This is a genomic window from Enterococcus sp. DIV0712 (assembly GCF_050554855.1).
Classification (GTDB): Bacteria; Bacillota; Bacilli; order Lactobacillales; family Enterococcaceae; genus Enterococcus; species Enterococcus faecalis.
In genome coordinates this window covers 978,791-1,003,735 of record NZ_CP187333.1, presented here as the reverse complement: position 1 = coordinate 1,003,735, position 24,945 = coordinate 978,791, and the positions used below count along the sequence as shown (strand labels likewise).

Annotated in this window: 22 protein-coding genes; 2 read left to right on the top strand and 20 right to left on the bottom strand. The window is 36.5% G+C overall.

Translation table 11 applies throughout. The features are described from left to right. Nucleotides 1-42 precede the first annotated feature (42 nt). The 17 genes from IGL42_RS04890 to IGL42_RS04810 form a co-directional block, all read right to left on the bottom strand. Complete coding sequence (locus IGL42_RS04890) at nt 43-1,641, bottom strand: ABC transporter substrate-binding protein (RefSeq protein ID WP_010710450.1); 1,599 nt, start codon at nt 1,639-1,641, stop codon at nt 43-45. Nucleotides 1,642-1,658: 17 nt separating this feature from the next. Beyond that, nucleotides 1,659-2,540 carry a carbohydrate ABC transporter permease gene (locus IGL42_RS04885; protein WP_002357901.1) on the bottom strand — a complete coding sequence of 294 codons (882 nt, stop codon included), beginning with the start codon at nt 2,538-2,540 and terminating at the stop codon, nt 1,659-1,661. A gap of 14 nt (nt 2,541-2,554) precedes the next feature. Next, nucleotides 2,555-3,466 carry an ABC transporter permease gene (locus IGL42_RS04880; RefSeq protein ID WP_002382199.1) on the bottom strand — a complete coding sequence of 304 codons (912 nt, stop codon included), beginning with the start codon at nt 3,464-3,466 and terminating at the stop codon, nt 2,555-2,557. Between the two features lie 291 nt (nt 3,467-3,757). Then, the gene (locus IGL42_RS04875; RefSeq protein WP_002384670.1) at nt 3,758-4,648 is read right to left on the bottom strand and encodes a metallophosphoesterase; all 891 of its coding nucleotides are present in this window, start codon (nt 4,646-4,648) and stop codon (nt 3,758-3,760) included. 257 nt (nt 4,649-4,905) lie between these two features. After that, on the bottom strand, nt 4,906-5,580 hold the full coding sequence (locus IGL42_RS04870; protein ID WP_002410743.1) for an AP2 domain-containing protein: 675 nt from the start codon (nt 5,578-5,580) through the stop codon (nt 4,906-4,908). Continuing rightward, nucleotides 5,531-7,021 carry a helix-turn-helix domain-containing protein gene (locus IGL42_RS04865; protein WP_010710452.1) on the bottom strand — a complete coding sequence of 497 codons (1,491 nt, stop codon included), beginning with the start codon at nt 7,019-7,021 and terminating at the stop codon, nt 5,531-5,533. Before IGL42_RS04865 ends, IGL42_RS04870 begins: the two co-directional genes overlap by 50 nt. A gap of 411 nt (nt 7,022-7,432) precedes the next feature. Beyond that, entirely contained in the window at nt 7,433-8,689 is a 1,257-nt protein-coding gene (locus IGL42_RS04860; protein WP_002360528.1) for an NADPH-dependent oxidoreductase, read from the bottom strand. 18 nt (nt 8,690-8,707) lie between these two features. Further along, nucleotides 8,708-9,316, bottom strand: coding sequence for an NADPH-dependent FMN reductase (locus IGL42_RS04855; RefSeq protein WP_185776374.1), 609 nt, complete (start codon nt 9,314-9,316; stop codon nt 8,708-8,710). Between the two features lie 26 nt (nt 9,317-9,342). Continuing rightward, nucleotides 9,343-10,278, bottom strand: coding sequence for an FAD:protein FMN transferase (locus tag IGL42_RS04850; protein WP_002371810.1), 936 nt, complete (start codon nt 10,276-10,278; stop codon nt 9,343-9,345). A gap of 219 nt (nt 10,279-10,497) precedes the next feature. Next, the gene (locus tag IGL42_RS04845; protein ID WP_002385979.1) at nt 10,498-11,388 is read right to left on the bottom strand and encodes a helix-turn-helix domain-containing protein; all 891 of its coding nucleotides are present in this window, start codon (nt 11,386-11,388) and stop codon (nt 10,498-10,500) included. 184 nt (nt 11,389-11,572) lie between these two features. Next, on the bottom strand, nt 11,573-12,901 hold the full coding sequence (locus IGL42_RS04840) for an amidohydrolase (RefSeq protein ID WP_010710454.1): 1,329 nt from the start codon (nt 12,899-12,901) through the stop codon (nt 11,573-11,575). Beyond that, on the bottom strand, nt 12,885-14,669 hold the full coding sequence (locus IGL42_RS04835; protein ID WP_025191832.1) for an adenine deaminase: 1,785 nt from the start codon (nt 14,667-14,669) through the stop codon (nt 12,885-12,887). Before IGL42_RS04835 ends, IGL42_RS04840 begins: the two co-directional genes overlap by 17 nt. After that, on the bottom strand, nt 14,645-15,709 hold the full coding sequence (locus IGL42_RS04830) for an ABC transporter substrate-binding protein (protein ID WP_002357914.1): 1,065 nt from the start codon (nt 15,707-15,709) through the stop codon (nt 14,645-14,647). The genes IGL42_RS04835 and IGL42_RS04830 overlap by 25 nt, the downstream gene beginning before the upstream one ends. A 26-nt stretch (nt 15,710-15,735) precedes the next feature. Further along, nucleotides 15,736-16,776 (bottom strand): ABC transporter ATP-binding protein, encoded by a 1,041-nt coding sequence (locus IGL42_RS04825; RefSeq protein ID WP_002419164.1) that lies wholly within the window; start codon nt 16,774-16,776, stop codon nt 15,736-15,738. Between the two features lie 38 nt (nt 16,777-16,814). Further along, on the bottom strand, nt 16,815-17,594 hold the full coding sequence (locus IGL42_RS04820; RefSeq protein ID WP_002357916.1) for an ABC transporter permease: 780 nt from the start codon (nt 17,592-17,594) through the stop codon (nt 16,815-16,817). Next, nucleotides 17,587-18,423: an ABC transporter permease gene (locus tag IGL42_RS04815; protein ID WP_002382189.1), complete on the bottom strand. Its 837-nt coding sequence runs from the start codon at nt 18,421-18,423 to the stop codon at nt 17,587-17,589. Before IGL42_RS04815 ends, IGL42_RS04820 begins: the two co-directional genes overlap by 8 nt. A 207-nt stretch (nt 18,424-18,630) precedes the next feature. Then, nucleotides 18,631-19,011, bottom strand: a complete 381-nt coding sequence (locus IGL42_RS04810; protein ID WP_002392180.1) for a hypothetical protein — start codon at nt 19,009-19,011, stop codon at nt 18,631-18,633. Between the two features lie 230 nt (nt 19,012-19,241). Here IGL42_RS04810 and IGL42_RS04805 point away from each other — a divergent pair, with 230 nt between their 5' ends. Continuing rightward, on the top strand, nt 19,242-20,003 hold the full coding sequence (locus IGL42_RS04805) for a WxL domain-containing protein (RefSeq protein WP_002380188.1): 762 nt from the start codon (nt 19,242-19,244) through the stop codon (nt 20,001-20,003). A 114-nt stretch (nt 20,004-20,117) separates the two neighbouring features. Here IGL42_RS04805 and IGL42_RS04800 read toward each other — a convergent pair whose 3' ends face one another. The 3 genes from IGL42_RS04800 to alsS all read right to left on the bottom strand — a co-directional run bounded on the left by IGL42_RS04800 (nt 20,118) and on the right by alsS (nt 23,726). Continuing rightward, nucleotides 20,118-21,200 carry a PA2928 family protein gene (locus IGL42_RS04800; RefSeq protein WP_010710457.1) on the bottom strand — a complete coding sequence of 361 codons (1,083 nt, stop codon included), beginning with the start codon at nt 21,198-21,200 and terminating at the stop codon, nt 20,118-20,120. 157 nt (nt 21,201-21,357) lie between these two features. Beyond that, on the bottom strand, nt 21,358-22,062 hold the full coding sequence (gene budA, locus IGL42_RS04795; protein WP_010710458.1) for an acetolactate decarboxylase: 705 nt from the start codon (nt 22,060-22,062) through the stop codon (nt 21,358-21,360). Between the two features lie 11 nt (nt 22,063-22,073). Then, a complete protein-coding gene (gene alsS, locus IGL42_RS04790) occupies nt 22,074-23,726 on the bottom strand; it encodes an acetolactate synthase AlsS (RefSeq protein ID WP_002357923.1) in 1,653 nt (550 codons plus the stop codon). A 277-nt stretch (nt 23,727-24,003) separates the two neighbouring features. Between alsS and IGL42_RS04785 the strand changes: the two genes are divergently transcribed. Next, the gene (locus IGL42_RS04785) at nt 24,004-24,915 is read left to right on the top strand and encodes an LCP family protein (RefSeq protein WP_002385983.1); all 912 of its coding nucleotides are present in this window, start codon (nt 24,004-24,006) and stop codon (nt 24,913-24,915) included. The last annotated feature ends 30 nt before the right edge of the window (nt 24,916-24,945 follow it).

Below are 24,945 nucleotides of genomic sequence, written 5' to 3'. Positions count from 1 at the left end.
GCGGATTTCTCGTTGCTTTATCCGCTTTTCTCTCCTCCTCTCTTACTTAAGTTTGTCTCTGTTTTCCGCCATTTTCTCAGATTTTATTTTTTCAATTGCATCCCATTTATTTGATTTTAAGAATGCTTTGTAGTCTTCTAAAGATTTGTCAAAGGCTTTATCATCTTTCGCACGAATCATTGAAATAACGGTTGTATTTAGTTTGGTTTCAATCGCTTCATTCGCCCGAGCTTCCGGCGTTCCCGCATCTGGATTAATATTTTCAATTACGAAATGTGGGACTAATTTTCCTTTGCCCCATTCTTGCATTTGCGTTAAGGCACTTTCCATTGGCACTTTTAGTTTATTAACACGGTCATTGTTAAAGTATAGGAAACGACTAATGCCATATTTTTTGTTGTAGGCATCATTGTCTGTTTGTTCTAATTTTTTCACTTCTGGTAAATAATCAATTTTTCCTTGATCATTGTACGCATAAGTAACTCCTTCAACACCATATTTTGTTAAAATTTGTCCTGGTTCATCAATTAAATATGTGAATAGTTGAGTGACTTTCGCTGGATCTTTCGCATCTTTCGTAATGTAATTACTTAACCAACCTGAAATGCCGGTTTGATTTAATGTTGGTTTTCGGCCAGAAGTGCTACTTGGTCCATCAATGGCTATATAACGTGTGCCAGATTTTTTCATAAATTCTGTAAAGTTCCCACCTTGACCGCTGGTTCCAGCAACGAGCATGGTTGCATAATTTCCTTGTTTCACTTTTTCATCAAACGTTGCCCCATCATCTGTGAAGCTATCATCACTAATATTTCCTGCTCGGTAAACATCATTAAATGTTTTTAACCATTCTAAATATTCTTTATCTAAATTTCGATCATAGTATTTACCATTTTTATCCTCTAAAGGAACACCTAAGAAGTCTTGTAATTTGTCTAAAAATGGTCCTGCACCATCGCCCACTGTGGTGAAGCCCATTGGGGTCATCTCAGGATATTTTTCTTTAATCTGTTGCATGACTTTTTCAAAATTTTCTGGTGTTGAAACGTCTGGCTTGCCTAATGCATTATAGACATCTTCACGAATAACAAAATTATCATTTACTGGGATATTTCCACTTTCATAATCCGCTTTTGTATTAGAGTAATTAGGGTAACCATATGTTTTTCCATCCTCTAAGGCATACCATTTAAACGTATCTTGGTTAACAACTTTCATTAAATAGGGGTCATATTTTTTAGCTAAATCGTTTAAAGAATAGGCCCAAGAATCTGCTTTCAATGCTGCTTGTCCAGTTTTTTCAGTTAATGTCACGATATCAGGCATATCTCCACTTGAAATCATGGCATTTAATTTTGAATCATCGCCGGAAATAAATTCAATATCCACATTTAAGTCTTTTTTAATCTGCGCAGTGGTCACGTCTTTTCCAAAAGGCAGCGCCGTCCAATCTGAGTTAATATACCATTTAATCTTGGTCGGTTCTTTCTTCTTATCTAACTTCCAAGCAGGCGTCTTTTCATCTAATTCATACCGATCCTTAATTGAGACATCTGAGCCAGCTTTCTTTTCCCCACCGCTACAGGCCGCTAAACTAACGACCGCCGTTGCCACCAATAAACCGCCTAAAACTTTTTTCATATTGTTCCCTACTTTCTTTATTCTTTTACTGCACCGGCCATCATACCGCCGATAAAGTGTTTTTGTAGTAATGGATAAATGATTAAAATTGGTATCGTTGTAATGACAATTGTTGCCAGCTGAACACCACGTGTCGTTGCCTGCACCACCATATCTGTACTGCCGCTCTCTGTCATGGTACTCAAGTTGGATTGAACAATAATTTCATAAATTTTCATCTGCAATGGATACAGATATTCTTTGGTAATATATAATTTCGTGGTCATAAAGTCATTCCATTGACCAACCCCATTAAATAAAATAATGGTGGCTAATGCCGGTTTTGTTAAAGGTAAAAAGATTTTATAAAAAATTTGAAATTCACTGGCGCCGTCTATTTTGGCGGATTCTTCTAAAGATGGTGGAATTTCTCGGAAAAAGTTCATTAAGATGACTACATCATAATAGCTAAATAAAGCTGGAATGATATATACCCAGAAAGTATCTAAGAGTCCTAATGACTTAATCAAAAGATACGTGGGAATCATGCCCCCACCAAAGTACATTGTAATAACACCCATCGTTGTATAAATGTTACGCCCGACTAGTCTAGATTTACTAAGTCCATAGGCGACAATTGCACAGAACAGCGTATGCGTCGACGCACCGATGACTGTTTTTAAAACAGAAATCAAAAACGCTCGCGGAATGCTACTATCCGAAAAAACTTTCCGATAATTTTCTAGCGTAAATCCTTTCGGCCATAAAACCAAGCCTTTACCGGCTAAACCCGAACTTGACGAAACTGAGGAAACTAAAATATTCCAAATTGGCACGATAATTAATAAAGAAAACAACACAAGAATTAACGTATTGAAAAAGTAAAACCATTTGTTTTCTTTTGATTTTCTTTTAATCACAGCTGTTGCCTCCTTTATAAAATAACCGACCGACCATTGTTCATTTTTCTAGTAATGCGATCTGTAATGACTAATAAAACAATTGAAATAACAGAAATCCCTAAACCAACTGCCGTCGCATAAGAAAAGTCCCCTTGCGTTAGCCCCATACGATAAACAAATGAATTAATTACTTCTGATTTGTTTTGGTTTTGAGCATTCATTAAAACCAACGTTTGATCTAAGTTCGATCCCAATAAACCGCTAACATTTAGAATTAAGTTCAACGAAATAATCGGCGCTAATAAGGGCAAAGTAATCGTTCGGATTTGTGTTAATTTTGAAGCACCATCAATTCTCGCGGCTTCATAAAACGTTGGATCAATGCGAGACATACCAGCAAGATAGAGAATCGTGCCCCAACCTACTTCTTTCCACAAATCAGAAAGAACAGCAATCCACCAATACTTATCAGGATCTAACAAATGATTGACGCCCTGATTCATTAAGCCTAACGACATCATGACTTGGTTGATAAAGCCATTTGTTGAAAGCCACGAAATCAACATCCCGCCTAAAACGATCCAAGAAAAAAAGTGCGGAATATAAGAAATTGTCTGAATCACTTTTTTTAAATGTCCATCTCTCATTTCAAAAATCATTACCGCTAAGATAATCGGAATAGCGAATCCTAAAAAAAGTTTCATTAAACTAATCGCTAAGGTATTACGAACTGCTTCCCAAAAAAAACTATCTTCCATAATGATTCGAAAATTTTCAAGTCCAACCCATGGTGCAGAAGAAACCGTGTCAACAATCGTATAATTTTTAAAAGCAATGATAATTCCATAAATTGGAATGTAGTTAAAGACAATCATGAATGCTACACCCGGAAGTACCATCCAATGCAATTGCCGCTGATCATAAAACTTTTTTAGTTTTTTCATAAGCAGGGTTCCTTTCTTTTTAGTGAAACGTTTCTACAAACAGATTATACATTCACTTCAAACAGTTGTAAACCCTTACATTATGGTTTTATTTAAAAATAACAGCATTAAAAAGCGCTATAGACCATTTATAAAGAAATTATTTTCCCTGATTCTTTTTCCATAAAAATACTCTTTTCTAGATATTTTAAAGCATTTTATAGAAACGTTTCACTAAAATATGAACATCTTTTTCTTAAAAATAATTCTGTTAAATAACAGAAAAAAGTCTGGTCAATCCGACCAGACTTTTTAAATATAGATAGTAAAATGTGTAATTTCAGGGATCACCCCAAAACGGGCATGAATGGCGGTCGTTCCTAGGCCTGTATTAACATATAGTTGCGTTTCTTGGTCCAACTGATACAATCCTCTGGTATATTTTTCTGCTAAAACATTTGTGATTGGATAAAAAGGAATCCAAATTTGTCCGCCATGGCTATGTCCTGCTAAAACTAACTGTGTACCCGTACCAACAAATGCATCCGCGACATCTGGTTCATGGGTCATTAATAACGCATAGTCATACGTTTCTCGATAGGATAATGTTTCTGAAACGGAAGGATTTCCTAATAACGAGTCATCTAAACCACCAATAAAAAGACGGCGTCCATCTGCTAAGGTTACTGTTTCTCCTTGGTTTTTCATAACGGTAAAGCCACTGGCCTCCATGACTTCATCATACACCGCAGAAGCACCGCCACCATAATCATGATTTCCCCAAACTGCATATTTTCCAATTGTCGCTTGCAACTGTTTTAATTTTTCAATCATCGGTTCTTTTTGTTGCGGATTTTTGGCATAATTGTCAAATAAATCACCTGTAAAAACGATAATATCTGGTTTTTCACGATTGACTTTTTTTATGACTTTATCTAACCGCTTCGTCTCATAAAATTCTGAAACTTGTATATCCGAAAGTTGCACAACATTCAATGGTTCTCGTTGATTTTTCTTTCCCAAAGTCACCTGATTAACGTGAACTAAATTCGGCTCAATCTTCCACGCATAGATTGGGAGTGCGATAATTAAGAAAAAAAATAAGAGCATTATACTTAAACCAATTTTTTTAACCACATCACTCGCTCCTTTCTTTTCTTTGATTTCCGAAGACTTAGTATAGAGAAAAATCTTCTTAACCACAATCTAAAACAAAGGAAATTAAGGCTTTGTTAAACAACCTAAAGAATTTCCACAATCTCTTATCCTTTTCTTAGCTTTTTTATAAAAAAAGCTAGATAATTTCATCTGTCGATGAAATTATCTAGCTAGAACATTCTTCTCTTAATGATGATGTTTTCGAAACGTTTGATAACCAATTAAGCAAAATAAAATCCCCAATAAAATCATTCCAGTTACTGAAAATAAGCCTGCTAACATCTTTCGCATCCTCTCTGTTGCTAAACTTCCTTATTTGTAGTCACTATTTCTTGTTGTAAAATTGGTTGAAATAGACGACGTTCTGCTAATTTTCTTGCTAAAATTGCTTCACTTTTTTTCGTAAAGATACCTAAGTTATGGCGCTTGCCTTTCAAAGAGATATAAGCCAGCCATTTCCCAGAAGCGGTCTGGCTCACTCCTTTGTGTCCACTGCTATTATTTTTGGGGCGTTTACTTTGTAACTTCCCTGGAATTACGCCAGCAACTCTTTGTCGGTAATCCTTCTTTTTACGATGACCGCAACTTTTGGTATGGCCATTCAACAAATTTTCACAGCGAACCCAGCAAGATTGTCCGCACGAACACAGACAATACGCTTTCATTGTCTGTTGAATACTTTCAATCCGTACCACGACTAATTCATGATAGTTTTTTTTCAACATTGTTTGATAGCGATGGTGCGCACATTTCGTTCGATACCCACGAATTAGTTGTCTTCTTGAAGCTTCTGCATAGCTCCCACAAGAACAGCGACAGGCCCAAACAATCAGCCCTTCTTTTCTTTTTGCCGTTGGTGCTACTACTGTCAACTCACCAAACTTTTGACCAGTTAAGTCTTTATAGTTAACTGCTTGTCTCAATTGACTATCCTTCGTATTCTTGTTCTCGCCACATCTCGATTGCGTCTCTGCCATAGTACTCATTTTTCTGAGTCTCTCCCTTTCTTAGTTCTCTGACTACCTCAGCAAATACTTGCCAATCTTTTGTTTCCGGCAAATGACGCCATGTCAATTGACGACACCGTACTTTCGAACTATAAAAATCGGACAAATACAAATCGGTTTCTAAGGTTAATTTGTGATCAATCATAACATCCATATAATTGAAAGAAGCAATAATTTTTGCAATAAAGCGGTTATAATCCTCCCCACCAGAAAAATCAACAAATACATGAATCGTTTTTTCAATTGCGCAAAAAGAACGATCATTTAACAAACAAAACATAAAATCATAGTATAGATGCACGCGTTCATACATTAAAAATCGTTTTTGATGCAGCGACTCTGTCTTTTGTATAAAACCATCTAAGGCGCGATGAATTTGAGGAAACCGCTCTTCAAAGAAACTGCTCTGCTTGGCGGGAATAAATGCAGCCACCGAAAAGTATAGGCGGTCCCAGCGATAACAAATCAACTTTAATTTTTCTTTTGTTTCCACCGTAATTCGCTTTTCAAAGAAAGGAATAACACTATTCATATGATCAATAAATTCGTCTAACATGGTTAACTTATCTGGAAAAACAATCGGACTATCAATGTATTCATTTAAACTTAAAAAAAGAAAAATATATGAAGTCTCTTTGCCAAAATCCTCTTTAAAAAGAGGGGTTTCGCTTGTATAAATTTTTTCAAACGCATGCTGTAAACAACTAGGCACATGAACTTCCGTAAAAGAGTCCACTACATGATCAGAAAATACACGAAAACGTTGGATCGTTAAAAGAATAAATAGTTGTGCGCTTTGATTAAGACTAAACGTTCTTTGATACATCAGTTGTAAATCGTTTATAAATCGCTTAATGCCAGGACTATTTTCCAGCAAAATGTTAGGCAGCCTTTCTTGATTACTTCCATAAAAATAATACAAGCATTGAAAACAAAAACTTCGGATATTTTTCTCTTCTCCAACCAAGCCTGTTGACTTTAATTTAATACGCCAATTAGCTAAAATCAGATTTAGTTTATACGAGAAGGCATAAATTTTGCTTTTGCTCATAAAATGAATTTGAGAAAATTCTTGAATCGTGTGCTTTTGATAGAGGCCCACATCAAGAAGCAACTTGGCCATTAGTGATTGATCAAAATAATATTTTCTTAAGGCTTGATAATCAATTTGCGATAATTTTTGCGCACTAATCAGTCCTTTAGCTGGAAAAAGAATTTGACTCCTTGAAGAAATCTGTGTACATTCATAATTTATTTGACGACACAACGATTCTAACTTTTGAGTGGATAAATCAAAATATCCATAAAATTCTTCTTTTAATAATGGACCTTCACTATTCATAAAAGTTTGATAAATAAGTAATTTATCTCGGAATTCTTGGTCTAATAATTCATCTAACAAAGTAGTCACATTTTCAACTCCAAACTATCACGCCTTAAGTATCTATTTTTTTAACAAGACGTGAGTGTCAATCTTGCTTATTTTTTCCACAAATTTAAAAATGATTCTTTCAATATTTAGGAATCTTCATAGAAAAGTATTATTTTAACCAAAAAAAGCCCCCTTGCGTCACCAAGGAGGCTTTTTTTGTTATTTTTTTACTTTAAATTTAAAGAAAAGCTGATTTGTTTGACTAATTTTCTGTTTCTTTTCTAGCCTATTCGTCAAAAATGATTGAAACTTTTGGTTCGTCTTCTATACTATCTTCCTATAAAGTTCTTACTCTTTTAAGTATCAGCTTCTGTCAATAAAAGTCCTCATTTGGCATTGCTAATCTGAATACAGTATGACTACTTGTTGCCGCTATTTTTTGCTGTTATTTTACTCTTTAATTGAAGCGCTAGAAACGCTGTCAACTGTTGGCTTTTCGGTCGCTGACTCTTCTTCATGGACTGATGCACTTGAGACACTATCTGCCGTTTCTGGCGCTTCTTTTTTGGAGGCACCACTGACTGCATCGACGTTTTTTCCACCGACTAATTCTTGCCCAGTTTGTTTTAAATACCAATCAACAATTGGTTTAAAGTCTAAAATATACTCATTAATTCCCGCGTAATTTCCATTATCATCATACATCGCTTGATAGTTATGCACTACATAGGTATCTGGTCCGTGCATTGGAACATGAACGCGAATAGCATCTGTTTTTCCTGACCGTAATTGTTGAATCACCCATTCTACATTTTTCAATGCTTTTGGCGGATGGCAATTCGCTAATGGATTACCAACTTGTCCTGGTTGCCGTTTAGCAAACATTTCTTCAGCAGCCATTTTTTTATTGTAATATAAAAATTGATTGTTACTGTCTGCATAAGTCAATTCCATTGGCATTGATTTTAAGAAATAATTTAGCTGATCTACGGTTAAAATGCCTCGATCTAATTTTACATATGTGTCGCCTTCCACAGCCTGAACCGCTTCTGCTGCTTGTTCTACCCAATCATCTGCTGCCATATCAACCCCTTCGATCGTTGTTTCAATGGTTCCTTTTGCATGTAAATCTTCAGGTAAGTCTTTTGGCTTAGCCCCTTCTAATTTTGAAATCACATCAATGAATTCCACGAATTTTTGTAATGTACTTTCTAAAAATTGACGTGTTCCCTCCGCAATTAAGTTGCCGTTTTCATCAAATGCTTCTTTCGCTTTCCCTAATAAAAACTCGTTTCCAGGCATCACGATCGCATTGACACCAGGTGCATCAAGAATTTGACGGAGATGTAATTGCGCACGCGAGGTTCCTTGATCATAATAAGAGCATCCAACAATCATTACTGGTTTATTTTCCAGCGGATGAATTTTGAAAGATAACCATTCTAACACACTTTTCAAACCGGCAGGAATGGTATGGTTATGTTCGGGCGTCGCAATAATTACGCCGTCTGCTTGTAAAATTTTGCGATTCATATTCTGAATCAAGACACTGTTCGTTTGATCCTTACTTTGATTAAACATTGGAATATCTTTAATTTCTAAAATTTCCAAGTCGAACATTTTATAAAACTCTTTGCCAATATATTGCAGTAGTAACCGATTATAAGAAGAATCAGCGTTTGATCCGACGATCCCAATTAATTTCATTTTATTCACTCCATTTCGTTAAATCGTTTCCCATGAGAAATTTTCTGTTTCTTTTTTATTTTGCGCATGCGCATGTTTCAGCTGTTCTGTAATTTCAATAAATACACAAAAATCTGCAAACAAACCAGCTAGTTTATCTATTTTTTCTGAATCTTTTAACGCATTGTTTTCATCAAAAGCTTGTAAGGAATGCGCTAATAGAAATTCAGAGCTTGGCATAATTCGTGCTTTCAATTCAGGAGCATCTAAAATTTGACGCAGATGCGCTTGTGCTCTAGAGGAACCTAACGTGCCATAGGATGCACCAGTAATCATAACTGGTTTATCAACAAACGGAAAAATCCCGTAAGATAACCAACTTAGGGCATTCATCAAAGAAGCCGGCACCGCATGGTCATATTCAGGCGTACTGATAATGACGCCATCTGCTGCTTCAATTTTTTCAGCAACCGTTTTAACTATTTCTGGCAAAACTTTGTCTTCTGGCTTGTTAAACATAGGAAAGTCAACAATTTCAACTAGTTCAATGTCAGCCTCCTGCGCAAAATAGTGTTGCATAAATTGCAAAAGTTGACGATTGGTTGATTGCTCTGAGTTCGTTCCTACTAAGCCGATAATTTTTTTCATAATGAGCTGTCCTTTCTTTTTCGGTTCTATGAATGGATAATGTGAAGAGTATCTGCTAACCCGCTGCTATATAAAATTTGCTGATCTTGTGTAATGATGACTCCTTCAATCCCATCTAGTTGATTGAGGATTTCAAGCGCTTCTGGAATTGGATAACCAAATAAACGCGTTGTCCAAATCTCACCATCCACTGAAGCATCCGAGATAATTGTGATGCTGGCCATTTCAGTTTCCAATGGGTATCCGGTTGTCGGATCCAACAAATGGTGATAGACTCGCCCAGCTTCGGTTAAACTTCTTTCATAAATGCCCGACGTCACAACCGATTGATTAGCCACTTCGACAAGTAAGCTGATTGTTTCTCTGGATTCTTGCGGATTGCGAATACCAATTCGCCATTTTTTGTTTTGATGCGTAGAGGGCCCCAACGTCACAATATTGCCGCCCAGATTAATCAAAGCAGACGTCACATGGACTTCTTTCAAATAGGCAATTAGTAAATCAGCGATATAGCCTTTTGCTAAAGCCCCCAGATCTAATTTCATTCCTTCTTCTTCCAAAAAAACCGTTTGTTTTAAGGGATTTAAGTGAATCTTTTCTGGATTAATTTTTTTCAAACAGGCTTTAATTTCCTCTTCTGATGGGACACGGGCATCTTTAAAACCGATTCGCCATGTTTGAACTAACGGGCCAATGGTAACATTCAAATGACTAGCTGGATCACAACTATGTTTTTTCCCTAATGCAATTAATTGATACAACTCTGGATGAACGCTGACTGGTTTTTGCCCAGCTTGTTGATTGACAGCCATCAGTTCCGAAGTTGAATCATTTGCACTAAAGCGTTGTTCATAAGTGATCAATCGTTGATGCACTTCTTCTAGAATTTTTTCAGGTTCTTCATGGTCTACAAATACATCTATTACTGTGCCCATCAAATAAATAGTTTGACTTTGTTGCACCTCAAGACTTCCTCTCCACGAAAGATTGTGTTTTATTTCACATTTATTCACAAATGAATCATACGCCTTTATTTGATGCCAGTCAAGTCGTTTATATATTTTTTTATATAAAATAACGACCTTAAAATTTTCATTTAAGGTCGTAACGTGTCTTTAACTCTTTTAAAAAACGCTTTTTTTATTATATTTTTAAAATAAATATATAATTTTCTATATAAACTAATTCTCCTTAGATAAAATTGTTTCTTTCAATGTTTGAATTGCTTCCAACAAGATGCGGTTTTTATTGATTTTTGCATACGCGCGGGCATCTTGTAGTAGTTCTAAAATTTGCTCTTGCGGCTTTTCTTCAGCTAAGGCATTTTTCGCAAGTTGGAAAGCTGCTCTTGCCAAGTAATACGTGACGTGATTATCAGAACAGATGGAAATCGCATACTCTAACAAAGCATCACTTGTTTCTAAATCGCCTTTTTCTGCATAAAAAACACCACAGTGAAAGACAACATTTAATACTCGCCAAGTATCTTCCATTGATTGAATAGTATAGAGATAAATTTCCTTGAAGACCTTATTGAAATAAAATTCGGCTTTCTCAATTTCGCCTTCTTTGGCATAGGCCATGCCAATTCCAGTAAAAGCTAACAAACGGTAAATATCGCTCGTGTATTTTTGCTCTTCAAACAGAAGTTTTTCAAAGGTAAATAAGCAATCCATCAACGAAGCATTTTGAAAAATCATGACAAAGCCTTGTAAATAATAATATTCTAATAACAGTTGGGAATCTTTGATTTCATCAAAAGGAATATTTTTTAAAATTGTTTGCAATTGGTCATGTTCGCTGGTAATCAAGAAGAATTCTGCTTCTTCCATTTTTTCAAGAATTTCAGGTTGTTTAATCCCTACGCGCGGGAAGAGTTCCCCCAAAGGTAGCTCTAAACGATTACATAGTTGGATCAATATTTTTAAAGTTGGGACTTGACCATTCTTTTCAAAGCGACTAACCGTAACTTGCGTACAAATCCCTTTAGCCAATTCACTTTGCGACAAACCACGTGCTTTGCGTTTTTCTATAAACCGTTGTATATTCATTGCTTTTCCTCTCATTCTCATCTTCTCAAACTTACTATAATACAACTTACCTTAAAAATATATATAGAAAAAGAAAAATGTTTATAACAAAAAAGAACACAGACAACTCTTTCATTAAAAGTTTGTCTGCGCTCTATTAGAACCTGAATCACTAAACGTCAATCCAGCGTTATTTAATCAATCCGATACGTCCTACTTGTTCTGTTTAGAGAGCTGCTCTTTTTTTAGCTTCTTTCACAAACGTATTCATGGCCTGATATAATTTTTCCTTGATTTCTTTGAGATTAGCTTGTTGTAATTCTTTATTGGCAACTAACTGTTGACCGTTCACCCAAACGGCTTCAACATTGCTAGCATTTGCTGAATAAACCAACGCTGAATAGGCATCAAAAATCGGAAACATATTAACTGATTGCGTTTCAATTAATGTTATATCCGCTTTTTTGCCCACTTCCAATGAGCCGACTTGCTCCGCCAAGCCTAACGTTTTAGCGCCCCCCATCGTTGCCAGATAAACAATTTCTTTCGCAGGAAACAAGGAGCGATCTTGGTGTGCTGTCTTATGAAAATTCGCAACCATACGCATTTGGGTGAATAAATCTAATGTATTCCCACTACTAGGTCCATCCGTGCCTAAACCGACAATAATCCCTTGATCAAGCATTTGCTTAATCGGCGCTACGCCTTTGGCTGATTTAGTATTCGCACCGATACAATGAGCGACACGCGCTTTTCCATTAGTAGCAGCTAAACTCGCAAGATCTTCATCTGTTGCCAAAATACAATGCGCTAAAATAAACGGCTCGCTCAAATAACCCAGTTCTTCTAAGAAAGCAATTGGTGTTTTTTGATAGGCTTTTTCAAACTCAGCCATTTCATAAGTCATTTCAGCAACGTGCATGGTCACAGGAACTTGGTATTGCCGACTAAGTTCAATAATTTTCGCCAACACTTCTGGTGAATTGGTATTCGGTGCATGTGGCGCAAGTATAGGCGTAATCAACGGATGGCCTTGCCACTTGCGAAAAAAGGTTTCCGCGTAAAAAAGACCGCCTGAAGGTTCTGGACTATCACAAGTGGGCATATCAATGATCGTCTCTCCGAGCAAAGCACGAACACTCATTTTTTCACAACTTTTAGCAATTTCATCTTCAAAATAATACATATCACAAAAGCTCGTAATACCACTCAGTAACATTTCAGCAATTGCATAATCACTACTGCATCCTACTAATTCTTTTGTCATGAATTGTTCTAATGGAAAAAGAAAACGCCGGAGTCGATCTGGCACATCGTCTCCTAACGAACGAAACGGAATCATGCCTACATGGGTATGGGTGTTAATCATCCCAGGTATTAAAATTCCATTTTGGCCATCGATTACTTGATTTGCAGCCACTCGCTTTTCATCAAGTGTGGTCATTGATGCTAATTCCACAATTGTGTCTTCTTCAATCACTAAATAGCCGGCTTTGATTTCTGAAAATTGCTCATCCATTGTTAGTATATGCACATTTTTAATGAGTGTTTTCATGCAAAAGAACTCCATCCTCTGGAAAAACTAATGGATAGAAACGTTGTGACTTCGTATCCATCATCCCAAAATCTGTCACTTTAATGGCTGGCGAGACAGGCAATGATAGTGTGGAAAAGGACATGATTTCATTCATATTTTGATAGCCTAACGCTTGCATAGCTTGTCGAACTTTTTGTAAAGAAGCGCCTAATTGTTCAATCGGTGCTTGCGATAAAATCCCACCAATTGGTAAAGGACAAGTTGCCATCACTTGCTGATCCGAAGCAACCAAATAGCCGCCTTGCATCGCTAATAATTCATTCTGCGCTAACAGAATATCCTCAATCGTATTACCCATCACCATTAAATTATGATGATCATGGGCCCAGGTTGTCGCAATGGCTCCTTTCTCGGAAAGGGGTTGATCCATTAAAGAAAAAGAAATATTGCCATTTTTTCCGTAACGTTCCATCACAATTAATAAGGCACAGTTGGCTTTTTGCCATTGCAACAATCCATTTTCAACAGGAATTTCTTTTGTAATTCGCTCTGTAAATGTGCCAATTTCTTGTTTTTGAATCACATTACAACGAACTGTTTCTTTTGTTGTAGCCACCTTTAAAAGTAAATCTTCTTCTGTTAACTTTTTACATTGGATGGTTTGTTGATAAGTGGCTGGAAACTCTTCGATTTTTTCTGGGTAATGGAAGGGCTCGCCTTTTTCAAAAACAACCTTTCCAGATTTATAAACCGTAGTAATATCAAAACTTTCTAAGTCATTTAATAACAAAAAGTCAGCTTTTTTACCAGGTGCAATTTCGCCACGATCATGGAGACCCATTCGTTTGGCCGGCGTATAAGTTGCCATATAAATGGCTTTTTCGATAGGCAACCCTGCTTGAACGGCTTTTTTGACATTTTCATTTAGATGACCTTTTAGCAAATCATCAGCCATCACGTCATCCGTGATAATACTTGCATAATTGTAGAAGTCATTGTCTACTATCACCTGAATGTTTTCAGGAGTGATTGATTTATTTTGAAATTGAATAAAGACGCCCGCTTCAATTTTTTCTTTTAACGTTTTAGGAAATTGATGGGTATGATCTGAAGTGATACCACTATATAGAAAATCTGCTAACTCTTGATCTTCGATTTTAGGACAGTGGCCTTCTAAAGGCATGGTTGGTCGTTGTTTTTGGCACAAATCGATAATTTGACGAATTAAAGAATCTGGCTCATAGGAAATCCCTTTAAAATTCATGGCTTCCCCTAAACAAATCACTTTTGGCTCTTTGAGTAATTCTGCTACTTCTGCTAAGCCGATAATCCCACCAGTTGTTTCTAATTCGGGAGTGGTCGAAGGAACCGAGGAAGGAATTGCGTGAAAGATATCTAGTTCTGTTTCAGCGGCCATAAAAGCTTTTAAGCCTTCTAAGCCAAATACGTTAGCCATTTCATGGGCATCGGCAATCACCGTTGTCACACCGTAACGCACTACTGCTTTGGAAAAAATAGTAGGTGTCGTCATGGAACTTTCAATATGCATGTGTGCATCAATTAAGCCGGGAATCATCCATTGATTCTCGGCATTAATTGTTTTTTTGGGCTGCAAATTGACGTTCTCTTCTTCATAAATGTAATAAAATTTATCATTTTTAATCGCAACATTTCGTTGAACGAATGTTTGAGTGACTGTTTGATACAGCCACACATTTTTTAGTAATACATCGACGTTCATTTTGTCCCTCTTTTCTAAAACTATTGATTCATCGTCCGGTTCCATTGATCAATCCAATCCGCTAGTTGACTATTAATAAAATTAAAATCGACTGTTTTGGCACGTTCGGCAATGGCACCATATGTTTTATTTTTCGCTTCTTTTTCGCTTAGCGTTACTTGTTGATTTGTAGGTCCTTCATTTAATGAAATCGCTTTGGCCTTTTGTGATTCTTCACTAATCCGTGCGTTAACAAATTTAAAGGCGGTTTCTTTGTTTTGTGCTTTTTTAGGAATATTGACTGTATTATAGTTGGCATACGTGCCGCTTTCTGGGACAACATATGTCACGTTTTCTGCTGCGCCTTGAATAATATCAACCGCAAAATCAGCAACCACAGCTGCTTCAATTTCACCAGATTGGAACATATTAGCTAAGTCTGACGATTTTGAATACGTTTTAACAACGTTTGGTTTTAATTCTTTCATCGCTTCAAAAGCGGCCTTCCCGTTATCTTTTGTAATATCTTGACCAGCATGTTCACTGGCAACGTATAACATTAAAGGACCTGCCGTCGTGGCAACATCTGGAACAGAAATTTTACCTTTCAAATCAGCTGACCATAAGTCATCCCAGTTTTTAATTTCTTTGCCTAATTTTTCTTTGTTGTAAACAATCCCGATACTGTTTACAGCGATTGGTACGCCAGCACCACTTTCAAAAACCTCTTTTGCTCCCGGCGTTAACTGACTTAAATTAGGTACTTCTTTTTCTGTAATTTTTTCAAATAACCCTTCTTTTCCACCTTGTGCTGCATTTGCTTGTGCTAATTCAATGACATCAATTCCCGCATTGGGATTATTTTTTAATTTCGTAAAGCGGTCTGCGCTATTACCTACTTCTAAGGTAACTTTCGCTTCATTTTCTTTTTCAAACGGAGCGATAATGTCTTTTTTGACAATATCTTCACTTAATCCGAAAGTTGAAACGACTAAAGCATTACTTCCACCTTTGCTCTCGCTTTTCGTAGTTGCTTCGCTGTTTCCACAAGCAGTCATTAATAACGTTGCAGCGACTAATGTCCCTAAAATTACGCGTTTTTTCATTTTTAAATCTTCCTCCAAAATGGTTTTTATTTTTCTAAAATAACTAATTTCTCAGCTGGAAAAGCCAAGTGAATGGTTTCGTTTGTTTCATATAACTGTTCACTTGTTCCATTAACCAGCAATGTACCTAACGCTGTTTCCACTTCATATTGATAGCTTTTCCCTAAAAATGTTCGGACAGCGACAGTACCTGCGACAGTATTAGTAGCAGCTTCTGAAACAATCTCAATGTCCTCTGGACGAATCGTTGCCACCGTCGTTGTAACATTTGGTTCAGGATTAGTCGTTTTCACTATTTGATTTGTTTGTGTCCGATAATGACCGGCTTCCATTTTTTCGACAGAGAAAAAGTTTTCAAAACCGATAAATTCAGCGACAAACTTAGTACGAGGCAAACGATAAATCGTTTCTGGTGAATCATATTGTTCAATCACGCCATTATTCATAATGGCCACTTTATCTGAAATAGAAAAACATTCTTCTTGGTCATGTGTGACAAAAACTGTCGTAATGCCTAATTGTTGTTGAATCCGTTTGATTTCAATCCGCATTGCCACTCGCAATTTTGCATCTAAATTACTCAACGGTTCATCTAGTAGTAATAGTTTAGGTTCAATAATCAGAGCACGTGCTAGCGCAACCCGCTGTCTTTGACCACCAGATAATTGTTTTGGATAACGGTCGCCCAAGCTTTCTAAACCACATACTTTTAGCATTTCTGTGACTTTTTGGTTCATGGTTTGTTTATTTTCTTTGCGTAATTTCAGCCCAAAAGCGACATTTTCTGCAATCGTTAAATGGGGAAATAACGCATAGCTTTGAAAAACCATCCCGAAGTTTCTTTTATGGACAGGAACCTTTGTTAGTTCTTCTTGGTCAACGAAAAACTGTCCGTCGTTTGGCTTAATTAATCCAGCAATCACTCTTAGCGTAGTCGTTTTACCACAACCACTCGGTCCTAATAAAGAAACTAACTCTCCTTTTTCCATTGAAATATTTAAATCTTTTAAAATATCTTGTTTTCCGTCATAGCTGACGCGAATATCTTTTAAATCCACAAAAGTCAAAATTTTCTCCTCTTTCTATCTCGTGCTTCTTCCATGTTTTAGGCAATGGAAGCTAGTCCCAACGTTTTTTCAATTAAAAACATTAAGCCCATTGTTAGTAGCATCAACAATACAGAAATTGCTGAAACAGTTGGATCATAATTGTATTCCATATAACTTAATAAAGAAGTAGGCAACATCGTCACACCGGGACCTGATAAAAACATCGATACAGGAACATTGTTAAACGAATTGACAAATGCTAACATAAAGGCTGCAAAAATTCCTGAAGACACATTGGGTAAAACAATTTGAATGAAAGCTCGCAATCTTGTACAACCTAATGTCCAAGCTACTTCTTCCATTGAATAATCTAGTTGTTCCATACTTGACCCAACCACTCGAATAATATAAGGCAAACTAATTAAAAAATGCCCCATTAATAATCCTTGAAAGACAGGCAAACCTAATTTAATAACAATATATTGAAATAACGTATACCCGACCACAATTCCTGGAATCACAGTTGGGGATAAGAAAAAGCTTTTAATAAAGTTGCGCCCACGAACGGAATAACGTGCCAGCGCATAGGAAGCCGGAATCCCTACTATTAATGCTAAAACAGTCGCTAATACCCCAATCAACAAGCTTAACTTAAAACTGTCCATAAACGTTTCCGATTGTAAGGCTTTGGCGTACCAATCTAAAGTAAATCCTTTAATCGGAAATTGAATCGCTGCGGCTGTTCCAAAAGAAGTCACCACAATCAAACATAATGGTAAAAATAAAAACAGAAAAACTAGAATTGCAATAACAGATAGTCCTTTTTGCTTACGCATGATTTGCTTCTCTCCGATCTACTTTCTTAGCGACCATGTCTAGGCCTTTCATCACAATTAATGTCGTTAAAATCATAATAAATGCAAGAACACTCGCCGATTGCCAATCACCTAAAGTATTAGCCTTTTGATATAAGAAGGTCGACATCATCATTTTTTGGTTACCACCTAACAGCTGTGGCGTCGTATAAGCCGTTAAAGTTCCTGTAAACACTAATATACTTCCTACAATGGTGCCTGGAATTGATAAAGGTAAAACAATTTTCCGAAAAGCCGTCATTGGATTGGCGCCTAGCGTCTCAGCCGCTTCTAGCATTTCTCCTTCAATGTTTTCCATAACCCCAACTAAGGTCATAATCATTGTTGGTAAAAATAAATACACTGAACCGATAATAATTGCAAATTCTGTATACAATAAATTCAGCGGTTGCTCAATTAAGCCTGTTTTTAATAACAACGTATTCACTACACCGTTTTTTCCTAAAATGTTAATCCAAGCAAAACTTCGAATAACTGAATTGGTTAATAGTGGAAACAAGGTCATAGCCATTAAAAACCCACGCCATTTTTTGGAAACTCCAGCAATAAAGTATGCCGTTGGAATGCCCAACACGATTGAAATACCCGTCACAATTAACGAAACTCTTATCGTTCGCCAGAAAATTGAAACATTATAGTCATCTTTAAAAAAAGTAACATACTGATTTAGTGTCAAGCCATGATCAGTAAAAATGGTTGGCAAAATGCTAGTAATTAATGGAATCATTAAGAAAAATAATAATAGTACTAGCCCCGGTGCCACAATTAAATAAGGAACTTTCTTGTTCATTCGTACACTCCTCGTTCGTTTTTTCACTTCATCAGTATACGCAAGGAAAACGTATATTTCAACACATTTTCATCTTTTTGTTCGTTTTTAAACCCGAACGTTCGTATATTTTTTCGAAAAAGGTTATTAAAAAATAAAACACGAACATTAAACAAAAAAACACAAACAAAACTGTTTGTGTTTTTTGTCAACTTTTTTATTTATCACTTAATTTTCTTGGAACGTTTGATCCTTTTCCATCATTTTCACTATAATACCATCTTGATACACCTGATAATATCCGAACAATTCATTCTCTTTTGAGACACTATTCTTTTCAGATATAATTTGAACAACATAACTTCCTTTATTTGACTGCTTAAACGTATAGTGAAACGCCGAGTCATTCGTTGGTATCCCTAAACCATTTTGTAAAAATTCAATCGCTTCCTGTTTAGTATAAGATTCTGCTTCTAATTGCGTTCCTAAATGCGGATTTTTTTGATCAACAAATTGTCTTGCTTTGTCATTATTAGCAGACTTTTCTATAACGACTTCCTGTTGCGAATTCCTACTTCCTGAACAGCCAGATAATACAAATAAAATCATCAACAACCCGAAACACTTACTCAAAGTTTTCTCCTCCTCTCCATTTTGATTAGTGATACTTGATGATTTCTTTTATATTTTAGCATGCTTGATATAACGAATTGTGCTCAAAAAAGACAGAATCAACAAGTAAAAATTGTCGACTCATCTTTCTCTACTAATATTAAACACTATTTGTCTCAATATTTTCGAATTCCCTGTAAATTACTGATAAATAAAAACAGCTCCTTTTGCGTATACTTATATTATCAGCACCTAAAGGAGGAACTTTCTTGAAGCAAAAAAATCTACTCACTTATCAATCACTTGCAGCCTTGTTGCTAGTATTCAGTCTCTTTAGTTTTGACCCATCGGTTTCTTTTGCCACCCGTTCTGGAAAAACGCCCGTTTCAGTTGAACTAGAAATTGGAGGGCTGCCTGGTGATGAATCGGTTGACGATGCCATTGATCCTGATTTAGAAAATCCTAACACTAGTTTTGACTTGCTCTTTATTCCGAAAGAATTTACTTTTGAAACCCAAGCGATTTCTGGTGATTTAACGGCAGTTCCTATACGACCTTCTGAAGGCAATACTCATACAATGAGACACTTCGGGATGGGGGATGTTCGCGGAGCCTTAACTGGTTGGCATGTCACTGCTGAAATCCCACACATGCGAAACGAAGCTCATTCTTTACTAGGCATCATTACGTTTCAATTAACAGGCGGCTATGCTCGCTATGACAAAACGTTAAGGCGTTTCTTTATGACAAATACAATGTATGGACTGGATTTTTCAGAAGATCCTGCTGCACCCGACTTCCCGACCAACCCAATTATTATCGGTAACGGTGCGACTTTAATGAGTAACGCTGGTGATAGAAAAGGACAAGGAATGTGGAGCGGCCGCATGACCGATATTTCTCTTGCAATCCAAACCCCTGTTTCACAATTATTTCCTGGCGCATATACAGGTTCGATTATCTGGAATTTAATCTCTGGACCTGCATAAAATAAAAAAAACGCTTAGAAAACTAGCGGAATCACTACTCTTCTAAGCGTTTTTTTATATCATAAGGACTATTTGCTCCTTCTATTTGTCTAAGCATGCTTTACCACTTTTCGTTTAACGAATCACTTGGCCCCAACGGTAATCAAACTGATACTCTTGATTACCATTATTCAGGTTAATTTTGTATAAATAACGCGGGACTTTAATGAATAACGCATCCTCTACTTGAAAAGCTTCAATAGGTACATTTTCTTTAGTTAAAAGCAACGGTGTTTGCCACTCGTATGTTTTTTTCTGCCAATTGTATAAGCCAACTATCGCTTGATTACTTTGTCTTTTCTTGTATGACAGAACATAATAATTTGCTTCATCTTTCTTGCCTAGTAAAACTGGTGCTATTAGTTGCTCTTCTAGTTTTCCTTGCACTGTTGTACGCTCTTCCGATGACAGCACTTGACCAATTTGACTCTCATTTGAATCTACCGTCCATTTAGGTGCTTCTTGTGTTTGAAAGACTTCTTTGAAAGTTGGGTCTTGTTTTAACTGCCAATTTTTCAAATCTAATTGATAATATCGATTGTTTAATCCATAAATATAGAGATAGCGATTATCCATAAAACGATAATCAACGAAATCAGAGCTTAAATAGTCTTCTAATTCAGGGAATTTCTTCACTAAATCTGCTTCAGAAAACTGTTTTTTCCCTGTTTTTGTATCTAGTAAGTAAATGGCCTCGTTATCAGCATTATTCAAAACCACATATTGATCTGTTTGACCAATTAAATAATCACGCCAGCCTAAACGTTTACTCCACATTCGTTCGCCCGTCTGACTATTAACAGAAATCACTTGGAACAATGAGTTACTGGTGCTAATGCCATTCGTTCGTCCATTCGGAATAATCATTCGCTCTATAGAAGTTAAGCCTTTCGTTTTTTCAGAATAAAACGTCGCACTTTTCTCTTCAATCGTTACTGAACGAAACATTCCGAAAAAGATTAAACCAGCAAAATGTACCACTGCAAGATAAACCAACAAAATTAACGCATAGGGAACTAGTCTCCTTGTACTCCGCCTTCTTATTAAGGAAATAACCAAAATACCACTAATTACTATAAAAATAATTGCTACAATGATAACAAAAATATCATGATAGAGCCAACCAGACAATTGCCAACTTCTATAAAGTGTGTCCATTACGCCATCCTTTCCAATTGTTATTTGCTTATTATAAAAAGGATACTATTTTTTTTTGAAAAATAACAACAAAAAGCGACGAACAGCAATAAGCCCATTCAAGTTGACTAACTAGGTCAACTTGAATGGGCGTGGAGAAATGTGCCTTGTTATTCAGTTATTCCGCTTCTTCAATTGCGGACAAAGCTTTTGCAATATCAATTTCTTTATTCCGATAATCAGCATCATGAACTGGAAAATGCTGTCGCAATTCTGCTGTTTCCATCCACGAAACAGTCCCTTGTTTAATGCCAAAATCAAGAATGTGCCCACCAAATTGGTGATCCTCACTGATAAAGTGCAAATGAAATCCTGCAGCAGAAGCACCATGAAATAATTTAGGTGTAAAGAACCCTACAACTGTTCCCTGAATATTATCCGCTGTAAATTCAGGTTGATTGCGTGCTGCTTCTACAAATGGTGGATACGGTTTTTCTTGTTTAGGTGCCACACGGACATGCATCTTCGCAAAAAGACCGCTAATTTTAATTGCCGCAAAAAAATTAGGACTAATTTTTTCTAAAATTTGTGCTTTAATATTTTCATCGGTTTCCGTTGATACAGGGAATGCGCCATCTTCTTGAAAACGAGTAACTGCGGCATATGGCGTTAATTCTTCGCCTTCTAGAATAGTAATTTCGCCAGTTTGATTTGCATGATACAATGTACCGTCCAATAAAATAATTTCGCCATTTGATCCTTCTAATGTCCCAATTCCAAAATCACCTTGCGTGAGTAACGTACCAATTTCTGCCGTTCCTGCCATCAAACTTTCCATTAAACCGCCTAGCGTACCATGTTGATAAACATATTGTTCGCTCATTTTTCCATCTCCTAATAAAGTTGATCTGGTAACAATGTTTTACCTAATTCTTGATTATCTGAATAATCCACAGGAACATCAATAATCACTGGGCCTTCTGTTTGCATTCCTTCTTCTAAAGCTGCGGCAAATTCTGCTTGTGAATGTACTCGAACCCCTTTGGCTCCAAAAGCTTCAGCATATTTCACAAAATCAACTGGACCAAAATCTACGCCAGAGGATCGATTATATTTCATTTCTTCTTGGAATTTAACCATATCATAACTACCATCATTCCAAATAATATGCACGATATTTTGCTTTAACCGAACCGCTGTTTCTAATTCTTGCGCTGAAAATAGGAAACCGCCATCCCCAGAAACAGAGATAATTTGTGTATTTGGACGAACCAGCGCAGCCGAGATTGCCCAAGGCAAAGCGACACCTAATGTTTGCATACCGTTACTAAATAATAAATGACGCGGTTCATAACTTCTAAAGTGGCGAGCCATCCAAATGTAATGGCTCCCTACATCAACAGTAACTGTCATTTCATTCGTGGTTTTTTCTTGAAGCGTTTGAACAATTTCTAATGGATGTAATCGATTTTCAATTGTACTTGTTTTTACTTCTTTAATCGTTAATTTTTCTTGAAGCGTTTCTAAATAATCTTGCGCATCTTCTGTTAATATTGGTTCACTAAATGCTTCTGATAATTTCAAAATATTTTTAGACATATCACCAATTAGCTCTTCTTCCGGTTGCATATATTGATCAATTTCCATTTGAACTTCATCAATGACAATAACGCGCGCATCTTTTTCTGCATTCCAATTACGTGCCTCATATTCAATGGGGTCATAACCAATCGCAATCACTAAATCACTTCTTTTTAACAAACGATCCCCAGGTTGGTTTCGAAATAAACCAACACGCCCAAAGAAATGTTCTTCTAATTCTTTTGAAATAATTCCTGCTCCTTGGAACGTTTCCACGACTGGCAAACCAGTTATAGCAACCAATTCACGAATGGCTGCGGTAACTTTTCGTGCAGAGGCCCGCATTCCTAAAAGTAAAACAGGTAATTTCGCTTGCTTGATTCGTTCAGCTAAAGCTGCGATTGTTTCTGCTGATGCATGGCCCAGTTTCGGAGCCGACAAAGGCTTAATTGCTTCGCCTGTCACCGGACTATCTGTGACATCTTGTGGGATCGATAAGAATGTTGCGCCTTTTTTCGCTGTTTTGGCGATACGGTAAGCATTGGCAATATTTTCAGATAATGTTTCTGGATCTTGAATTTCTGTACTGAATTTTGTTATTGGACTAAATAATGCAGCATTATTCATGCTTTGGTGAGTTAATTTTGACAAATCGGACCGTTTCACCTGTCCAGCCAATGCTAAAACAGGGTCCCCTTCTGCAGTCGCAGTTACTAACCCAGTTGCTAAATTGCTGGCACCAGGTCCACTAGTTGCAATAACTAAGCCAGGCTCTCCCGTCAAACGACCAATCCCTTGTGCCATAAAGGCTGCATTTTGTTCATGTCGAGCTAAAATTAATTCTGGACCTTTGTCAACTAATGCATCAAAAACCCCATCAATTTTTGCACCGGGAATCCCAAAAATATAGGGCACTTCGTGATTGATTAAACTTTCTACTATGATATCTGATCCTTTTTTACTCACTGTTATACCTCCGATTAAAATCTGTACTAATTACAAATACAAAAATACCACTAAAATTCTAATTAATCAACAATGAAACACCTTGAAAACGTGTAATATACTAATTCGCATATTTTAATAGAATTGAGATATTTCAAAAGATTAAGCAAAAATAATGCAAAATACCTTAAAGTTTTATAGTCTTTCAACAATTATTATATACTTCTTCACTAAAAATTAGTAAGATTAACCTATAAGAAAAAAATCACAACCTGTGATAAATTATTGGAGGAAAAATATGTCAAAAGGGAAGAAAATTTTTGCCATTATCTTTGGAATTATCTTGGTTCTATTTCTTGCAGTTGTTGGAATGGGAGCAAAACTTTATTGGGATGTTTCTAAATCAATGGATAAAACCTATGAAACAGTAGAACGATCTAAAAAAAGTCAGGTCAATTTAAACAATAAGGAGCCTTTTTCTGTTTTATTATTAGGGATTGATACAGGCGATGATGGGCGTGTCGAGCAAGGTCGTTCGGATACAACAATTGTTGCAACAGTTAATCCTCGTGACAAGCAAACAACCTTAGTCAGTCTTGCTCGCGATACCTATGTTGATATTCCAGGTCAAGGAAAACAAGATAAATTGAATCACGCCTATGCTTTTGGTGGCGCATCTTTAGCAATGGATACAGTTGAAAACTATTTAAATATACCTATTAATCATTATGTTTCAATTAATATGGCTGGTTTAAAAGAATTAGTCAACGCGGTTGGCGGAATCGAAGTGAACAATAATCTGACTTTTTCTCAAGACGGGTATGATTTTACGATTGGTAAAATTTCATTGGATGGTGAACAAGCACTCTCCTATTCAAGAATGCGTTACGAAGATCCTAATGGTGACTACGGCCGCCAAGAACGTCAAAGAAAAGTGATTGAAGGCATCGTCCAAAAAGTCTTAAGTCTTAATAGCGTGAGCAACTATCAAGAAATTTTAACAGCTGTTTCTGATAATATGAAGACAGATTTAAGTTTTGATGACATGAAAAAAATTGCCTTAGATTATCGCAGTGCCTTTGGTAAAGTGAAACAAGACCAACTTCAAGGTACTGGTTTTATGCAAGATGGTGTTTCCTATCAACGTGTGGATGAACAAGAATTAACTCGTGTCCAACAAGAGTTGAAAAATCAATTGAATACAAAATAAAAATAAAACCCACGAGTACTATAAATACTC

Coding starts and splice junctions, on each gene's coding strand:
- IGL42_RS04890 (WP_010710450.1), bottom strand. CDS start 1,641: ATGAAAAAAGTTTTAGGCGGTTTATTGGTGGCAACGGCGGTCGTTAGT.
- IGL42_RS04880 (WP_002382199.1), bottom strand. CDS start 3,466: ATGAAAAAACTAAAAAAGTTTTATGATCAGCGGCAATTGCATTGGATG.
- IGL42_RS04870 (WP_002410743.1), bottom strand. CDS start 5,580: ATGGCAGAGACGCAATCGAGATGTGGCGAGAACAAGAATACGAAGGAT.
- IGL42_RS04860 (WP_002360528.1), bottom strand. CDS start 8,689: ATGAAATTAATTGGGATCGTCGGATCAAACGCTGATTCTTCTTATAAT.
- IGL42_RS04855 (WP_185776374.1), bottom strand. CDS start 9,316: ATGAAAAAAATTATCGGCTTAGTAGGAACGAACTCAGAGCAATCAACC.
- IGL42_RS04845 (WP_002385979.1), bottom strand. CDS start 11,388: ATGAGAATGAGAGGAAAAGCAATGAATATACAACGGTTTATAGAAAAA.
- IGL42_RS04840 (WP_010710454.1), bottom strand. CDS start 12,901: ATGAAAACACTCATTAAAAATGTGCATATACTAACAATGGATGAGCAA.
- IGL42_RS04835 (WP_025191832.1), bottom strand. CDS start 14,669: ATGGAACCGGACGATGAATCAATAGTTTTAGAAAAGAGGGACAAAATG.
- IGL42_RS04830 (WP_002357914.1), bottom strand. CDS start 15,709: ATGAAAAAACGCGTAATTTTAGGGACATTAGTCGCTGCAACGTTATTA.
- IGL42_RS04820 (WP_002357916.1), bottom strand. CDS start 17,594: ATGCGTAAGCAAAAAGGACTATCTGTTATTGCAATTCTAGTTTTTCTG.
- IGL42_RS04815 (WP_002382189.1), bottom strand. CDS start 18,423: ATGAACAAGAAAGTTCCTTATTTAATTGTGGCACCGGGGCTAGTACTA.
- IGL42_RS04810 (WP_002392180.1), bottom strand. CDS start 19,011: ATGATTTTATTTGTATTATCTGGCTGTTCAGGAAGTAGGAATTCGCAA.
- IGL42_RS04800 (WP_010710457.1), bottom strand. CDS start 21,200: ATGGACACACTTTATAGAAGTTGGCAATTGTCTGGTTGGCTCTATCAT.
- budA (WP_010710458.1), bottom strand. CDS start 22,062: ATGAGCGAACAATATGTTTATCAACATGGTACGCTAGGCGGTTTAATG.
- IGL42_RS04785 (WP_002385983.1), top strand. CDS start 24,004: ATGTCAAAAGGGAAGAAAATTTTTGCCATTATCTTTGGAATTATCTTG.